Source organism: Massilia aurea (assembly GCF_014200505.1).
Lineage (GTDB): Bacteria > Pseudomonadota > Gammaproteobacteria > Burkholderiales > Burkholderiaceae_D > Telluria > Telluria aurea_B.
Genome location: NZ_JACHBX010000003.1, coordinates 359,628 through 375,765, shown reverse-complemented (window position 1 = coordinate 375,765; position 16,138 = coordinate 359,628). Strand labels below are relative to the sequence as shown.

Genomic DNA, 16,138 nt, shown 5'->3' with positions numbered 1-16,138 from the left:
TGCTACGGCAAGCACAATGCCGACGCAAAGGCGCAATCAGTGTTATCTGTTGATGACGCTGATAGCAATGCGAAGCACTTGTTCTGGAAAAATAATTCGCTCTCCATCCAACGCCCAGCGCCAGCCCAGGTAATTGGGCAGGTAGCGCGACGCCACGCCGCGAAAGCGCTGTAGCCAGGTCTTGAAACGCTGATGGTAAGCATTGACGTTCTGCACGTGGATGGCAAGATTGCCCAGTCGCCTCGCACGTACACCGGCGCGCAGGTTGACCGTCTCGTGCGCGATCCGATGCTTGCGTGCGAATGCGCGGTAGGCCGCATGGCGGTCACTGACCAGCAACGCCTCCTTATCGAGCCTGGGCAGCAAGTTACGGTCGAGTTGCGCAGCCGTGAGTGCACCGCGGCCAGTAACGGCATCGACCGTGCGTCCCTCGCGGTCGCGGGCGACCAGGATGCAGTCGAGTTCGCTGGAAATGCCCGGTGTGGCAGCGCGGCCGCCGCGGCGGCGAGGTGGCCGGTCAAGTGTGCGTGAACCTTTTTGTGATTCGAGCAGAAATGTTTCGTCAGCCTCGACGATGCCATTCAGGAGCGCGGGTCGGTCGAGCTTGACCCAATGCAGGAAGCGGTGGCGCCAGCGGAAGGCCGTGGTGCGGTGTACGCTGACCCGGTCTGCCGCCTTGCGCACGGGGAGTGAATCGAGAAGCACCTGCGAATACGCGAGCCATTTGGCCTTGAGCCTCAGCCGCGCCAGGGGCGTACCGGTCAGGTCGTTAAAGGTGCGACCGCAAGCACAGCAGCGGTAGCGCTGCAAGTCGTTGGCGAACCCGTGCCGGTAGCAACGCTCGTTGCCGCATCTGGGGCAGCAGCGGCCTGGCGCTCTGGCCTCACTGATGAGCGCGACTACCTGATCGAGCCCGGCGGCAGGATGCAGGGCATCAAGCACTTGCCGGCGCTGGGGTTGGTTCAGCGAAGGCAGTTTTGCGAACCAGCCCTTGAAACGCGGCGCTTTCATGATCGACTCCTGACGCTGTGGACAGGGGTTGGACCACTGGACTGCTCGTCAGTTCAAAGCTAGTCTCTATTTAACGCTGACTGCGCCAAAAAAAACGGGTGACCCGGCAAAGCCGCGTCACCCGTTTCAGGGCACTACCAAATCGCTGACAATCAGTCGACGGTTGCGCCGCTGTCTTTCACGACTTTCGACCATTTGGTGGTCTCAGCCTGCACGAACTTGGCGAAGTTCTCAGGCGTGTCGCCCACGTACTCGGTGCCGGTGTCGGCCAGCACGCGCTGGAAGTCAGGCGACTTCATGACCTTCTGCGTTTCGGCATTGATCTTGTCGATCACGGCCTTCGGCGTCTTGGCTGGCACGAACATGCCGTACCACGCATACGATTCGATTGGCAGGCCAGCTTCGGCGAAGGTTGGTACATCCGGCAACAGTGGCGAACGCTTGTTGCCCGAAATGGCGATTGGCTTGACCTTGCCGCTCTTGATGTGCGGCATGATCGCGATGGTGCTGTCGAACATGATCGGGATGTGGCCGCCCAGCAGGTCGGAAATCGCCGGCGCCGAACCTTTGTATGGCACGTGGACCATGTCGAGCTTGGTCACGCCGCGGAAGATTTCACCGGTCAGGTGTTGTGGGGTACCGTTACCGGCCGATGCGTACGAGAACTGGCCGTTCTTCGACTTGATCAGTGCCAGCAGTTCCTTGACGTTCTTGGCCGGGACCGATGGGTGGGCAACCAGCACCAGCGGCGCGCGCAGCAGGTTGGTGACCGGGATCAGGTCGGTCGCCGGGTTGAACGCCATTTTCTTGTACAGGCTCGGGTTGATCACGATTGGTGCGCTCGAGGTGATCAGCATGGTCTGGCCATCGGCCTTGGCGCGGGTGACCGCTGCCGAACCGATATTGCCGCCGCCGCCGCCGCGGTTATCGATGACGAACGACTTGCCCAGCGCGGTCGTCAAGCCTTTGGCCAGCGGGCGCGCCGCGATGTCCGACGGGCCGCCTGCCGGCCATGGCACGACGACGGTCACGGTGTCGCTTGGCCAGGTTTGGGCGAAGACGCTGGTGGAAAGAACGGTTGCCGCGAGAGCAAAGACAAGGGTTTTTCCGCTGGATGGGAAGACGCGCATGGTGTTGTCACCTCTATATAGTTGATTTGTTCCGATAACCTGCTCAGACGATTTTACACGAAGGGTCAGGCCGCTTGCGTCATCACAGGTGTAATCTTTTGTTTCTAAGTGGGAATTTTTTACAACAGATTATGGCGTCGTGACGGGCTTTGCCTGACCGGTGCTTGCTTCCCACACGACCGTCGGCGTCCAGCCGGTGGCCAGCAGCGTGGCCTGCATCACGGTGGCTGCGTTGTCCCTCGCGGTATTCAGTATTGTTGGCTGACTGCACGCGGCCTGCACCGCTTTCTGCGCCGTGGCCAGCACGTTGTTCATGGCCGTGGTGCGCGTTTGCGCCGACGGAATGAACGCCTGCAAGCCCTGGTCGGTGATCGCATAGAAGTACGAGCCGCCCTTGTCGCGCGGTTCGTGGTTGATGCGCGCCTGCAGCGGCGAGGGCGCCGGCAGCACGACCGTCAGCGTGCGCGCCGTGTTGTCGATGTCTTCGTAGCGCGCCTGGCGCAGGTCGGTGGCCAGCGTGCAGTCGCCGCGCGCGACCAGCAGCACGCGGGTGCTGCCAAGCCGGACTTCCCATTGCGACCACGGGATGTCCACGGCATTCGGCTGCGTGAATTCGATCACGTCCGAATAATTCATCTTGAGCGACACCAGATGCCCCATCTTCTCGAGCGACACCAGCGGCGGCGGTGCGGGCGCTTCGTCGGCCGGACGCTTGATGAGCGCGAAGGTAATGGCGGCAGCGAGGACGGCGACGAGCAGGATGGGCAGGTGTTGCGATGGTTTCATGGGCGGCAGGGGCGGGTGCGTTGGCGGAGTCGGCGGCCAGTCTATCCGATCCTGTGGATGGCTGTCGTTCACCGTGTGCCATGACTGCCTGCGGCATAATGGCGTCATGACAGGAGGAGCCCATGCCAGGTCTTACCGATGCCGCTGTTCTCGACGCGTGGTCGCGCAACGTCGACCCCTGGACCACCGCAGTGCGCGACGGTGAAATTGAAACGCGCACGCTGGTCACCAATGCCGCCATCGTCGATGCGGTGCGCAGCCTTGATCCGGCCACCGGCATCGATCTCGGTTGCGGCGAAGGCTGGCTGGTGCGCGCGCTACCCGGCGTGGCAATGGTCGGTGTCGATGCGATTGCCGCGCTGGTCGAGAAAGCCAATGCCGCTGGCGGCGGCGACTTTTGCGTGCTGTCGTTCGAGCAGATCGCGCAGGGCCGGCTGGCGCTGGCGCTCGATGTCGCGGTCTGCAATTTCTCGTTGATCGGCAACGAGGCGGTCGATGGCCTGCTGCGCGCGGCGCCGACCTATCTGCGCGAGGGCGGCTCGCTGGTCGTGCAGACCGTGCATCCGCTCATGGCGTGCGGCGATGCCCCGTATGTCGACGGCTGGCGCAGCGGCAGCTGGGCGGGCTTTTCCAGCGACTTCGCCGATGCGCCGCCGTGGTACTTCCGCACAGTCGCGGGCTGGTTCGCGCTGTTCGCGGCAAACGGGCTGCGGGTCACCGCCATGCGCGAGCCACTGCATCCGCGTACCGGCAAGCCGGTCTCGCTGATCCTGATCGGGCAGCTGGAAGCGTGATGCGTCGATAGACCGCGCTTAACGCAGCAGCTTGAGGCCCGGCGGCAGCGCATCGCCCAGCATGCGCGCTTCGCTGGCCTGATCCAGTTCCACGACCTCGCGCACCATCGCCGTCCATGCTGCTGGCGCGCCGCTGGCTGCCAGGCGGCGCAGCACGTCGCCGCGCACCGCGTCATCGATGTCGCGCGAGCGGTCGCCCGTCATGCGCGCGATGTGGGCGGCGGCAAAGCCGGCCGGCTCCACCTTGCGCCAGTCGAGCAGCAGAAGCTGGCGCAGCCAGCCCTCGGCCACGTCAGGTGGCGCTACTTCGTGCGCGCTGGACTGGAACGACTGGCGCGCACCCACGCGGCCCAGCGCCCACAGATAGCGCCCGTAGCGCGCGCTGGCGCGGGCATCGAGCTTGCCGCCGGCGGGGATATCGGCGATCTGCTTGAACAGCCATTCCCCGATCTCGGCCTTGTAGGCCGACGGGATGCGTTCGAGCGACGCGCCCACGCGCAGCAGGTCTTCTTCGCTGCCATCGACGAGGGTGACGGGTCGCCGGCCACGCTCGGCGGCATCGGCCTGCAGGTTGAAGGCGAAATCGTCCAGCACGCGCAGTTGCGCGTCGAGCGACAGGCCGCCGGCCACGCGGCGCCACAGCGTCCACCATTCGGCGCGCACCTGGCTGTCCTTGTGGTGCTGCACGCCCGCTTCGAACAGGGCCCACAACTGTTCCATGCGCCATTCGTCGAGCGGGTGGCCGAAGCCGGGGCGCAGGCTGTAGCCGGCCAGGTTCAGCCAGGCGCGCTCGTGCTCGACCGAGCGGCGCCGGCCTTTCGCGCGCGCCATCAGGGCATCGAACAGGCGGCGCAGCAGCGGTGTGGTCCAGCTTTCGCGTGGGCCGAGCAGATGTTCGAGGCCAGCGCGCAGTTGCTTGACTTCTTTCGGCTCGACCTGTTTCGAGCGGGCGCCAAACACGCGCTCGATCTTGTCGATCGCCGCGTCCAGGTTCGCGGGCAGGGCCTCGTCCGGCACGTCGATATCGCCGTCATCATCGCTATTGCCACGCAACTGGAACGCGAGCTGCCAGCGCCCGCCGCCGTCTTCGGCGACGCAATGCACTTCGAGCGAACCGGTTTCGCTCAGCGTCGTCACCAGGTGCACGGGAATCTCCGCCGTAGTGCCCGACCCTGATTTGCGCAGCACCGTCGCAATCGGCGGCAGGCGCACCACGTCGGCCAGGTCGAGATCGACCAGATCACCGGCCTGCGGCGCCGCGCCGGCATCGGCAATCGTCGAGACCAGGTGAAAGCGCACCGGCCGGCCGACGCGCAGCGCGAAGCTGCGGTTTGCCAGCGTGACGTCCGTGGCAGCCGGCGTGCCGCGTGGCAGCAGGCAGACGGCGCGCAGCAGGCCAGCGCGTGCTTCGCCGTCGAGGAGCAGGTAGTAGTTGCGGGCCGCGCCGCTGTCGATCGCCGGCGCCAGGCCCTGGCGCGCCAGCGCGTAGGCGACGCCGCCACGGGCGACGGCGATATCGGGATTCTCGTTGTGCAGCACGCGTACTGGGGCGCTACGCCAGCCGCTCAACGTGTCGACCAGGCGCCTGGCCAGTGCGGCGCCCCTGAACACGCCGCCGTTGAGCAGCACCGTATCCGGAATCGGGATCGCGCCGCCATCCAGGCCGAGCGCCTCGCGCGACGCCGCTGCATGCTGGCGCAAAAAGCTCGCCAGATGCCGCGTGATGGCCGGGTCGCTTGCATACGGCAGGCCAAATTCGACGATGCCGGCGCGGGCGCGCGTCGGTTCGTCCTGCGCGGCGTTGAGCGGCAGGAAGCCATCGAGCACGATGCGCTCGATGTCGCTGCGCAGCAGGTCGGCCTTGCGGGCCGAGCCAATCAGGCGGCTGCCGGCGCCGAGCAGCGTGACGGCGACCGACTCGGGCGCGTCCTCTGCCAGCAGTTGTTCCTTGGCGGCGCGGCAGCGTTCCGTGAGCTGGGCCAGGCGCGCAGCCGACAGGCGCGTGCGCGCGGCGTCATTGCTATTGTGGTCGCCGGATTGTTGGGCCATGCGCGCTTCGATCAGGTGCGCCAGCGCGAGGTCCATATTGTCGCCACCCAGGATCAGGTGGTTGCCCACGCCGATGCGCGTCAGGTGCGGCTCGCCATCCCTGGTATCGACCTTGACCAGGCTGAAGTCGGTGGTGCCACCGCCCACGTCGGCCACCAGTACCAGCCGCGCATCGCCCAGATCGTCGGCCAGGCTGGCGCGATGGCGGTACAGCCAGTCGTACAGCGCGGCTTGTGGTTCTTCCAGCAGCGCGACCTGTGGCAGGCCGGCCAGCCTGGCCGCTTCGAGCGTCAGCGCGCGGGCGCCTTCGTCGAACGACGCCGGCACCGTGAGCACGATCTGCTGGCGTTCGAGGGGTTGTTTGGGAAAGCGCGCATTCCATGCAGAGCGCAGGTGCGCAAGATAGCTGGCACTGGCAGCCACCGGCGAGACCTTGGGCACGTCGGTGTCGACACCCCACGGCAGGATCGGCGCCATGCGGTCGACGCCGTCGTGCGACAGCCAGCTCTTGGCGCTCGTGACGAGCCGGCCCGGCGTGGCCGCACCGAGCACGCGCGCCAGGCGTCCCAGCGCGACGTGCTCGACGCCGGCAACATCCGGCTGCTGCCAGGGCAGTTGCAGGGCGCCCGGCGCCAGTTCGTCCGGCCCCGGGTGGTAACGCATCGACGGCAGCAGCGGTGCGCCGGCCACTTCGCCGGGCGCCACCAACTGATCGATCTGGAATAACTCGATGCCGCCAGGGCCATTGCGGCCGTAGGCCAGCACCGTGTTCGTGGTGCCCAGATCGATGCCGACGAGCCAGGTCACTGGACCCCGGCCGCCGTACGCACGTCGAACTCGATCTTCCAGCGCTGGCCGTCACGCGCCACTGCCAGCAGTTCGAGCGTGCCGGCGTCCGTCGCCAGCGCATGCAGTTTTACCTGCACGACATCACCTGCTGCGCGGCCATCGGCCGGCAGCGTGGCCTGGATCTCGTTCATTTCGTGCAACTCGTCCGGGCCCCAGAATTCGAGCACGTCGCCGATGCGGTCCTGGCGGCGCGTGGTGGAGCCGAAGAAGCGGAACGTGACCGGCTCGCCGATCACCAGGCCGAATTCCTGGCCCGGCAGTTCGAGTTCGCTGCCTTCTTCCATGCCAAACGGCGCCACGCACAGGGCTTCGAGTGGTGGTTCCATGCCCGGGATGGCCGGCATCGACGACTCGACGCCAACGTAGTACGAGCGCGCCGTACCGCCGCGAATGCGCACGCCGCCGCCACGTCGTGCGTAGCTGAAGTAGGCCGCGCCACGCGCGACGGCCAGATCCAGGTCGGCGCCTTCGAGCATGCGCGCCGGTTCGGCGCCTTCCATGTACAGCCAGTCGTTGATGGTGTCCATCACGCGCTGGGCCAGGATGCCCGACTTGAACACGCCGCCGTTGAACAGCACCGCGCTCGGATGCAGGAAGGTGTGGTCGGCCGTGACGCGGCCAGTGAAACCTTCGAGTTCGGCGGTGGCGCCGGCCTGGCGCGCGAGGAACGCGGCCAGGTGGCGCGTGATCGCGGCATCCTGCGCATACGGCAGGCCAAGCTGGGTCAGGCCGGCGCGGGCGCGCACGGTCGGCCGCGCTGAAGCTTCCACGCGCGGGAAGAAGCCGTCGGTGATGAAGGCGGTGACTTCGTCGCGCGTGAGTTCGGTGCGGATCGAGCCGCCGATGAGTTTCGAGCCGCGGCTTGGCACCACGATCGGGTGCGTCGTCGCATTGGCGTCGGCCAGCAGCGCTTCCTTGGCGCTGCGGCAGCCGTAGGTCAGTGCGCGCATCTGCCAGGCGTCGAGCTGCGTGCCATTGGCCGAAAGTTTGCGGGCCACGAAGTGGGCCAGCGCCAGGTCCATATTGTCGCCGCCCAGCAGGATGTGGTCGCCCACGGCGACGCGGTGCGGTTCGAGCTTGCCGTCGCGTTCGAGGATCGCGATCAGTGAAAAGTCGCTGGTGCCGCCGCCGACGTCGACCACCAGGATGATGTCGCCCGGTGCGACCTGTTTGCGCCAACGGCCACCGCTGCCCTGGATCCAGCTGTACAGCGCCGCTTGCGGCTCTTCGAGCAGGGTCGGCGTAAAGCCGGCCAGGCGCGCGGCGTCCAGCGTCAGCTCGCGCGCGCCCGGATCGAACGAGGCGGGGATGGTGACCGTGACCGATTGCTGGTCGAACGGTGCTTCGGGGTGTGCAGCATTCCAGGCCTGGCGCAGGTGGCGCAGGTAGTGGGTCGATGCATCCAGTGGCGACACACGGGTGACTTCGTCCGGCGCGTCCGTTGGCAGGATCGCGGCGCGGCGGTCCACGCCCGGGTGGCACAGCCAGCTCTTGGCCGACGAAACCAGGCGGATCGGCGTGGTCGCGCCGCGGTTGCGCGCCATCTCGCCGGCAATCGCAGTTTCTTCGGTGTCGCTCCATGGCAGCGCGCGTTCGCCCGCCGGTAGTTCGTCCGGGTGCGGCAGGTACAGGAACGATGGCAGCAGCGGCAGCGCTTCGATCGTGCCGGGCGCAGTCAGTTGCGGGATCGGCAGCACGGCATCGACGGCCTGTTCGCCATCGCTGGCCTGCAGGTCGACGTACGACAGCGCGCTATGGGTCGTGCCCAGGTCGATGCCGATGGCGTAGCGCGGCTCGGCGGCATGGTTCAACGATTCGTTCAATGGGTCGTTCACGATGTCGTTCACAGTTCCACCTCCGCCGGGGCAAGCACGCGCGCATCGTGGCGCTCGGCCAGTTGCGGCAGCGTGACGCTGGCGGCGCGCCAGCCGCGATGGCTCAGGGTGCCGTTGAACGGCGCCGTGCCGACCACGTTGCCGGTCAGGCGCACGCTGGCGGCATCGAAGCCTTCGTTCAGCGTGATGCGGGCGCCTTCAGCCTCGCTGCGCACCGGTTCGATCGTGAAGTGCTCGCGCAGCACGCGCGCGCAGCCTTCGTGCACGACGCGTGCGGCGGCGCCGATGTCGGCATCCGAATAGCTGGTGAGGTTTTCGTGGGCGAAGTCGATCAGGCGCGCTTCGCGCTGGAAGAGGCTCAGCAGTTGCAGGGCCGAATCCGGCGTCGGCGCGCGCAGGGGCGTCGGCGCTGGCGCTGGTTTCACGACAGGTGCAGGTGCCGGTGCCGGGGCAGGTACCGGTGCCGGAGCCGCGGTCGGGCCGACGCCGTCATCGCGCACGCGCGCGGCAAATTCGGCGTCGCCGAGCGATTTGAACAGGGCGCCGAAGGCGATCGACAAGCGGCTGAAGAAGCCGGGTAAATTGGTCTGTTGGGTCATGGTTGTTTTGATTGGTCAGTGCGAAAGCGGCGACCCGGCGCATCCGGCGCCAGAGAATCCCGCTCCCAAAAGAGGCGCATGATACCAGCAGGCGCACCGTTGGCGCACTGACAAGACATGGTCAGGGTTGGCCGACAGCGCGCGCGCCGCTCGTCAGCGCTGCTGCGTAATCGGTGAAATCGCCAAGGCCGCGCTTGATGATCGTGACGAGGGCGGGCAGGGGGGCGGCCTGGTAATCCCATTCGGCGCGGCAGAATTCGCCGGTGCGCTTGAGGTTTTCGGCCACGGTCGGCGCGATCCAGCCATGCCCGGCCAGCAGCGTGATGACCTCGCGCTCGTCCTGTGGTGGTCCCAGGCGCGCGCAGCCGATCACGTAGTCACCCATCTCGATCGCCGCTTCCCAGGCCCGGATCACGTTGAGCGTGGCCGCATCCTGGCGCGTGATGTCGTCGGTGAACGTCGTGGGGTCGCGCTCGTATTCTTCGCGGGCGCGGTTGCAGCAGCGTTCGATGATGCCGGCTTTCTTCAGCAGAAGATCGGTACTCGTCTTGGCACTCACTGCGTTGCTCATTAACAACTCCATGATCACAGGATACGAAGAATATATATGGCGCCAAAGAGCTGATCTACAAGGTGTCGACACCGTAGACAAAATGAAAAGCTCTTGCCAAGCCCCGTTTCAACGAGTACTGTACGTTTATACAGTACTTGCATTGTTATCACTATCATGAATCCTTCTTCCATCTTTGCTGCACCAGAGGCATTGCACCCATCGCTGTGGCGCGCCTCGCAGCTGGCGCATGCCGACACGCGCTGCATCGACACGGGTCATGCCACCTTGTCGGGCCAGTTGCCGGGCGGTGGCTGGCCCGGCGGCACTCTGGTCGACCTGTTGCTGCAACAACCCGGCATCGGCGAAATGCGGCTGCTGCGCCCGGCGCTGGCCGCCTGCGCATCGCGCCGCATCGTGCTGCTGCAACCACCCCATCCACCCCAGGCGCTGGCGCTGGCCGCGCTGGGTCTCGATCCATCCCAATTGCTGTGGCTGCGCTCGACGCGCAGCGCCGATGCGCTGTGGGCGGCCGAGCAGGTCTTGCGCAGCGGCAGTTGCGGTGCGCTGCTGTTCTGGGCCAACCACGTGCGCAGTGACAGCCTGCGCCGCCTGCACCTGGCGGCGCAGGGTGGCGAAACCCTGTTCTTCATGCTCCGCCCCCTGTCTGCCGCGCAGGATGCGTCGCCCGCGCCGCTGCGCCTTGCGCTGCGTCCGGCCGCCGGCGGCATGACGGTCGACTTCATCAAACGCCGGGGACCGCAGCGCGACGCGCCGCTGTTCCTGCCCCTTGGTTCTTCACTACTGCAACGCCATGCGCCTCTGGATCGGCCTGTATTTGCCCCAGCTACCGCTCGAAGTCTTCAGCCCACGCTGGTGCAATAGCAGTAGCAACGGCGGCGGTGCCGATGGCGCCGATGCTGACAATGCTGCTGCGGGTGATCCCGGCATCGTGGTTCTGGAACAGGAGCGGGTGATGGCGTTGTCGAAGGCGGCGCACATCGAAGGCGTGCTGCCCGGCATGCGGCGTGGTGGCGTGCTGATGCTGATGCCCGATGCGCGCATCGTCCAGCGCAGCCACGAGCGCGAGGCCGAGGCCTTGCAAGCAGTGGCGATGGCGATGCTGCAGTACACGCCGCAAGTGGCGCTGGCCGAAGAAGCCACGCTGCTGCTCGACATCGGCGCCAGCCTGCGCCTGTTCGGCGGCATCCGGCAGTTGTGCGCGCAGGTGCGCGCCAATCTGCGCACACTTGGCTTTACGGGTTGCATTGCCTGCGCGCCCACCGCGCGCGGCGCCTGGCTGCTGGCGCGCCGCAATGCGGGGCGCGCGGTCAAGATGGATTCGCTCGTGCGGCGGCTCAATCGCCTGCCAGTGAGCCTGCTGCCACCGGCGCGGCCGTTCGCGGCCTGGTTCGATGGTCTCGGTTGCCGCCGGCTGGACGAATTGCAGCGCCTGCCCCGGCCCGGCCTGCAGCGGCGCTGCGGGCGCGCGCTGCTCGACATGCTCGACGCCGCGTATGGCCACAGTCCCGAACTGTTGCAATGGATCGAGCCGCCCGAACGCTTCCAGGCCCGGCTCGAACTGTTCGACCGGCTCGAACACGCCGACTTGCTGCTGGCCGGCGCCCATCACCTGGTACTGCAGATGACGGGCTGGCTGTGCGCCCGCCAGCTGGCAGTCGAGCGCATCCTGCTGCTGCTCGAGCACGAGCGGGGCAGGGTAGCGTGTCCGCCCACGGCGGTCGAGGTAGCACTGGCCGAACCCACGTGGCGCGACGAACACCTGATGCGGCTGCTGCGCGAACGCCTGGGTAAGCTCGAACTCGTCGCGCCCGTGATCGGCATCCGGCTCGAAGCGCAGCAATTGCAGGCGATGGCGCCGCCGACCGACTCGCTGTTTCCCGATCCCGGCGGCAGCGAAGAAGACCGCATGCGCATGATCGAACTCTTGGTCGCGCGCCTGGGCCCTGAAAACGTGCTGCAGGCGCTGCCGCATGCCGACTACCGGCCCGAGATCGCCAACGCTTGGGTGCCGGTGCACCAGAAAGTCAGCGCGGCGGTACGCGCCGCGCAGATGCCGCCCGATGTGCAAAGCCTGCCCCGGCCAAGCTGGCTGCTGGCCAAGCCGCTTGCGCTATTGATGCGCGACCACCGGCCATTCTATGGCTCGCCGTTGCGGGTGGCATCCAATCCCGAACGCATCGAGGCGGGGTGGTGGAGCCAGACGCAAACGCGCGATTACTTCATCGCCGAAGGCAAGGACCACGCGCTGTACTGGATCTACCGCGAACGCATCAACGGCTCGGGCGAGGATGCCGCGCCGCGCTGGTTTCTGCATGGCTTGTTCGGTTGAGGCGATGCCTGTCGACGCGTCGCCAGCGCGCGCCAGCGAACGGACCGCTTGGCCCGGTCAGGCATACTTCAGTGATCGACAGTCGACAGGAGAATCCATGAAACCACCCATTCATCTCGCCGCCCTGGCCGCCTTTGCAGTCGCCGCTTCGGCCCACGCCGCCACGCAGCAAACGCTTGAAACGTCCGGCTTTACGGTCAAGATCGTGCAGCAGTGCGAAGAGGGCAACGTCACCTGCGACGACGTGCGCTACACCGGCACCAGCAAGAAAACCGGCAAGGCAATCAAGCTGCGTGGCAAGACCATGCATTCGATGGCAGCCGATGGCGTCACGCCCGGCGCCTTCCAGGGTTATGTATTTCGCTCGGGCCGCGTGAACTACACCGTGTACGCCGATGGCCGGCTGGTGGTCACCGAGGGCAAGAAAACGCTGGTGAACCAGCGTGGTGAATGGAAGTAGTCCTGGCCCGCACTCGATGAACCGAGAATAGCGTCGACCGGTTAAATCACCATGCTCAATCCGGCGCCAGCAACTGTTCCAGCCGGCGCGGATAGTGGTTCAAAAAGTCGCGCGTCACGGCGTAATGTTCCGTGTCCTCATACGCGATCTCGGCAATGCCGTTGCCGTCGAATGCCAGAATTTTCGCGCCAGGATACGCAAGCAGAATTGGCGAGTGCGTCACGATGATGAACTGCGACTGATCCTGCACCAGTTGATGCATCGCCCGCAACGCTGCCAGCTGGCGTGTGGGCGAGAGCGCCGCCTCGGGTTCATCGAGCAGGTACAGGCCATTGCCTCTGAATTTGTCGAGCAGCACACTCATGAATGCTTCGCCATGCGAGCGCGCATGCAGCTGCTTGCCGCCATAGCCGGTGGTCTGCGGCATCTGGTCGAGGTAGGTCGCGAGATTGTAGAAGCTCTCGGCCCGAAGAAAATAGCCGTCACTAGGCCTGCGCGTGCTGCGCGACATCCGAATGTGATCCGCCAGCCGGGTGTGCTCGCCGGACGTGTTCAGCAAGCGGTTGTTCAGCGTACCGCCTTCGATGCCAAAGCCCAGTGCCAGCGCGATCGCTTCCAGCATGGTCGACTTGCCGCTGCCATTCTCGCCAACGAAGAAGGTCACGTCGGCGTGGAACTCGATCGATTGCAATTCGCGCACGGCAGGAATGTTGAACGGGAAGTCATCGAAGCCGACCTCGTTGCCGAAGTCGGCCCACACGCGTTGCAAGTAAGGCTTGGCGCTGAAGCGATGCATGGCAAAGACGGGGAAGTCGATATGTTGATTATCATCGCACACGTTGAACGGATAGATGGCGCTTAGCGGTAGGGTGGACGGCTACGCCGTCCACGCGGTGCTCGTTGGCATCAAATCACCGCACTTGTCCACGCGGTAAAAAACCGACGCTGCCGATTACTCCAGCATCATCGTCCGCGCTGCCTCGGTGCCACCCCAATCCGGCTGATAAATCCCGTTTTTCACAAACCGCCCAAACGATGAATACGGCCACTGCGCTGCACTGGTGACGTGACCATGCCTGACCGGGTTGTAATGAATGTAATCGACATGGCGCGTCATGTCGTCGTCATCCCTGATCTGATGTTCCCAGAAACGACGTTGCCAGATCGCGGCTTCGCCACGACGGCGGCGTGACTCGGTAGGCACGATATCGTTATAGTTATCGCGACATGAAAAGGAAACATGGTGCTTGATCTGTGCCCACCGCGTCGAGATGTCGGTATCGCCATCCGGCAGCGTCCAGATGCAATGCAGATGGTCCGGCATCAGCACGATGGCGTCGATCGTGAAGGGACGGCGCAGGCGCGTCCGCTCGAATGCGGTGCGCAAGGATGCACGGATCGCATCGTCACACAGGATGGGGCGACGGCGGAAGGCGACCAGTGTGAAGAAATAAGTCCGGCCAGAGCGGACGCGGCGAAAATGGGACATGCTGCCGAGCGTATGCGGCAGCAGGGGATGATGGGATGTCGCACGTCAAGCGTGACGTGCGCGTTGGATTTGCCGATCGTTGGACGCGTGGATGGCGGAGCCATCCACCCTACTCAGGCGTGGCCTTTGCTCAGCCGATCCTTGAACACGTGGATGGCGCAGCCATCCACCCTACAGCGCTTTGAACAACACCTCGAGCCGGTCCTTCGTGCCCGGAATGCGTTCCAGGCGCGGATAGCGCAGGCCGTCGCGGTAATCGAGCGAAATCGTGCGCAGGTTGTTCCCCTTGCGTACCAGCAGTTCGAGCGGCGCCTTGCCATCTTTCGCTGCGCGCACTGCTGCCTTGAGCACGTCGCCCTTGTAGACGCGGTTGTTGACCGCGACGATCGTCGTGTTGGCCGCCAGGCCCGCGCGGAAGCCCACGCCGTCCCAGATCACGCCCGTGACGCCGCCATCGGCGCGCACCTGGAAGCCCAGCGAGTACGTGAAGTCGGTGGTCTTGTTGCGCTCTTCCGCGCCGCGCGCCGCGTCGCTTGGCGTGTCGCCATAAACCAGCTTCCAACCGGCGCGCTTGAGGCCATCGAGCGGGGCGCCTGGACCGTGGCCGTCCAGGCGCGAACGCAGGAACGGCGCCCAGTCGTATTTCTGCACCTTGTTCAGGGCGGTCACGACGTCATCGAACGTGTAGTAGGTGGTCTGCGTGCTGCCGTTGTCGATGCCGAAGAAGGCGCGCGCGAAGTCCTGCAGGCCGCGCTGCTCGCCCGACATCTCGCGGATCATCGTGTCGACATCGAGCCAGATCAGCATGCCCTCGGTGTAGTAATCCTCGCTGCGCTGCCAGTTGCCCCAGCCGATCGGACGGCGCCCGTTGATGATCGGATCGTTGACGGTGTCCTGCACGGCGCGCCAGTCACGGCCTTGGGTCGCGTCGTAGCGCGCCGCGTCGGCTGCCAGCGCATCGCGCGCGTGGGTTTGTGACACCAGGCCCGAACGCGCGGCGAGCACCTTGCCCCAGAACTGGGTCTGGCCTTCGTACAGCCATAGCAGTTCGTTCTGCAGCGGCGTGTTGAAGTTGGCGACATCCTGGCCCGCGGGCCGGCGGAACTTGCCGTTCCACGAGTGGACGAATTCGTGCGGCAGCAGCTCGCGCCCCGCCTCGTTCCGGTTCCACTCGGTGAAGTAGCCGAGCTTGACGCCGTTCTCGCTCGACTGCTGGTGCTCGCGGCCGATGCCGCCGAATTCGTCCGAGATCGCAAACAGAAAATCATATTGGCGATAGTGGTGCGAACCGAACAGCTTGAGCGCCTGGTCGACCATCGCGCGGTGCAGCTTGATCTGGTCCGGTTTGGCCTCGAGGTTTTCGGGATTGTCGGCCACGACATTGAGCATCACCGGCTGCTTCGCGCCCGGCGCCAGGTCGATGCGCTTGAAGTAGCGGCCCGCGAACAGGGGCGAATCGACCAGCGTGTCGAGATCGTGCGGCTTGAAGCGCACTTCGTCGCCGGTGCGTGCTTCGACCGCCAGCGAGCTGGCGAACTGCCAGCCGGCGGGCAGGCGCAGCGTCGGCTGCACGGTGATGCGGCGCGCCTGATAGCCGGCCGGGTACAGCGCCACCGACTGCCACTGCACGCCGAGGATGTCGTCGGTCATCGTGATGCGGCCCTGCGTCGTATCGAGCGGCGACAGGAACTGGTATTCGGCTTCCAGCGTCGTTGCGCCTTCCGGCACCACGACGTGGAACGCATACACGTTGACCGGATCGCGCTTCCATTCGACCGGCTTGCCGCCGGCGCGGAATTTCAGGCCGGCGAGCTGGGTCAGCGGGATGTTCGGGCCGTGGTTCCCCGGCGCCCACTGCGGATACAGCAGCGTCATCGGGCCAGCCTGCACGGGCATCGACAGGCGCATCCTGAAGACTTGCTGCGACAGATTGCTCGCGTCGACATGCAGCGCGATCGTGCCAGGGTACGGCGCGTCGCCGACGGCGGGAAGCTGGGCCGAGGCAGGCAGGGCCAGTGCCAGGGCCAGAGTCAGGGCCAAAGCGCTCGCCGGACGGGCAGCGCGTGCGAAGAAGGTGCGGGATGCGGTCATGGGAAAAGGCAGGGAAGGGAAGCCGGGCAGTGTAGCACCGCCCGTCGGGCTGAATTTCCCTTGATACATCATGCAAACAAAATTTGGAAAAATATTTTGAATTCCGTATTTTGCTTGTCTTGATTTCGCGATGGATGGCATT

At 65.6% G+C, this 16,138-nt stretch carries 14 protein-coding genes; 4 read left to right on the top strand and 10 right to left on the bottom strand.

Annotated elements, in window-relative coordinates:
• Positions 1-42 precede the first annotated feature (42 nt).
• From HD842_RS15505 to HD842_RS15495, 3 genes are all read right to left on the bottom strand, one after another.
• On the bottom strand, positions 43-1,011 hold the full coding sequence (locus HD842_RS15505) for an IS1595 family transposase (protein WP_183555625.1): 969 nt from the start codon (positions 1,009-1,011) through the stop codon (positions 43-45).
• Positions 1,012-1,163: 152 nt separating this feature from the next.
• The gene (locus HD842_RS15500) at positions 1,164-2,141 is read right to left on the bottom strand and encodes a Bug family tripartite tricarboxylate transporter substrate binding protein (protein ID WP_183555624.1); all 978 of its coding nucleotides are present in this window, start codon (positions 2,139-2,141) and stop codon (positions 1,164-1,166) included.
• Between the two features lie 129 nt (positions 2,142-2,270).
• Positions 2,271-2,927 carry a DUF4230 domain-containing protein gene (locus HD842_RS15495; RefSeq protein WP_183555622.1) on the bottom strand — a complete coding sequence of 219 codons (657 nt, stop codon included), beginning with the start codon at positions 2,925-2,927 and terminating at the stop codon, positions 2,271-2,273.
• A gap of 122 nt (positions 2,928-3,049) precedes the next feature.
• On the opposite strand from HD842_RS15495, the gene HD842_RS15490 reads away from it, so the two are divergent.
• Entirely contained in the window at positions 3,050-3,721 is a 672-nt protein-coding gene (locus HD842_RS15490; protein WP_183555621.1) for a class I SAM-dependent methyltransferase, read from the top strand.
• A gap of 18 nt (positions 3,722-3,739) precedes the next feature.
• On the opposite strand, the gene HD842_RS15485 is transcribed toward HD842_RS15490, so the two are convergent.
• The 4 genes from HD842_RS15485 to hepT form a co-directional block, all read right to left on the bottom strand.
• Positions 3,740-6,577 (bottom strand): Hsp70 family protein, encoded by a 2,838-nt coding sequence (locus HD842_RS15485; RefSeq protein ID WP_183555620.1) that lies wholly within the window; start codon positions 6,575-6,577, stop codon positions 3,740-3,742.
• Complete coding sequence (locus HD842_RS15480) at positions 6,574-8,466, bottom strand: Hsp70 family protein (RefSeq protein WP_370660843.1); 1,893 nt, start codon at positions 8,464-8,466, stop codon at positions 6,574-6,576. The genes HD842_RS15485 and HD842_RS15480 overlap by 4 nt, the downstream gene beginning before the upstream one ends.
• A complete protein-coding gene (locus tag HD842_RS15475; RefSeq protein WP_183555618.1) occupies positions 8,463-9,053 on the bottom strand; it encodes a DUF2760 domain-containing protein in 591 nt (196 codons plus the stop codon). The genes HD842_RS15480 and HD842_RS15475 overlap by 4 nt, the downstream gene beginning before the upstream one ends.
• A gap of 121 nt (positions 9,054-9,174) precedes the next feature.
• Positions 9,175-9,624 carry a type VII toxin-antitoxin system HepT family RNase toxin gene (gene hepT / locus HD842_RS15470; protein ID WP_183555616.1) on the bottom strand — a complete coding sequence of 150 codons (450 nt, stop codon included), beginning with the start codon at positions 9,622-9,624 and terminating at the stop codon, positions 9,175-9,177.
• Between the two features lie 156 nt (positions 9,625-9,780).
• Between hepT and imuA the strand changes: the two genes are divergently transcribed.
• From imuA to HD842_RS15455, 3 genes are all read left to right on the top strand, one after another.
• A complete protein-coding gene (gene imuA / locus HD842_RS15465) occupies positions 9,781-10,488 on the top strand; it encodes a translesion DNA synthesis-associated protein ImuA (protein ID WP_183555614.1) in 708 nt (235 codons plus the stop codon).
• The gene (locus HD842_RS15460) at positions 10,418-11,956 is read left to right on the top strand and encodes a Y-family DNA polymerase (RefSeq protein WP_183555612.1); all 1,539 of its coding nucleotides are present in this window, start codon (positions 10,418-10,420) and stop codon (positions 11,954-11,956) included. The genes imuA and HD842_RS15460 overlap by 71 nt, the downstream gene beginning before the upstream one ends.
• 97 nt (positions 11,957-12,053) lie before the next feature.
• On the top strand, positions 12,054-12,416 hold the full coding sequence (locus HD842_RS15455; protein ID WP_183555611.1) for a hypothetical protein: 363 nt from the start codon (positions 12,054-12,056) through the stop codon (positions 12,414-12,416).
• 55 nt (positions 12,417-12,471) lie between these two features.
• Here the strand turns inward: HD842_RS15455 and HD842_RS15450 are convergent, their stop codons facing one another.
• From HD842_RS15450 to HD842_RS15440, 3 genes are all read right to left on the bottom strand, one after another.
• Positions 12,472-13,212, bottom strand: coding sequence for an AAA family ATPase (locus tag HD842_RS15450; protein ID WP_183555610.1), 741 nt, complete (start codon positions 13,210-13,212; stop codon positions 12,472-12,474).
• A 156-nt stretch (positions 13,213-13,368) separates the two neighbouring features.
• Positions 13,369-13,905, bottom strand: coding sequence for an REP-associated tyrosine transposase (locus tag HD842_RS15445; protein ID WP_183555609.1), 537 nt, complete (start codon positions 13,903-13,905; stop codon positions 13,369-13,371).
• Between the two features lie 171 nt (positions 13,906-14,076).
• Positions 14,077-15,996: a M61 family metallopeptidase gene (locus HD842_RS15440; protein WP_183555608.1), complete on the bottom strand. Its 1,920-nt coding sequence runs from the start codon at positions 15,994-15,996 to the stop codon at positions 14,077-14,079.
• Positions 15,997-16,138: the final 142 nt, after the last annotated feature.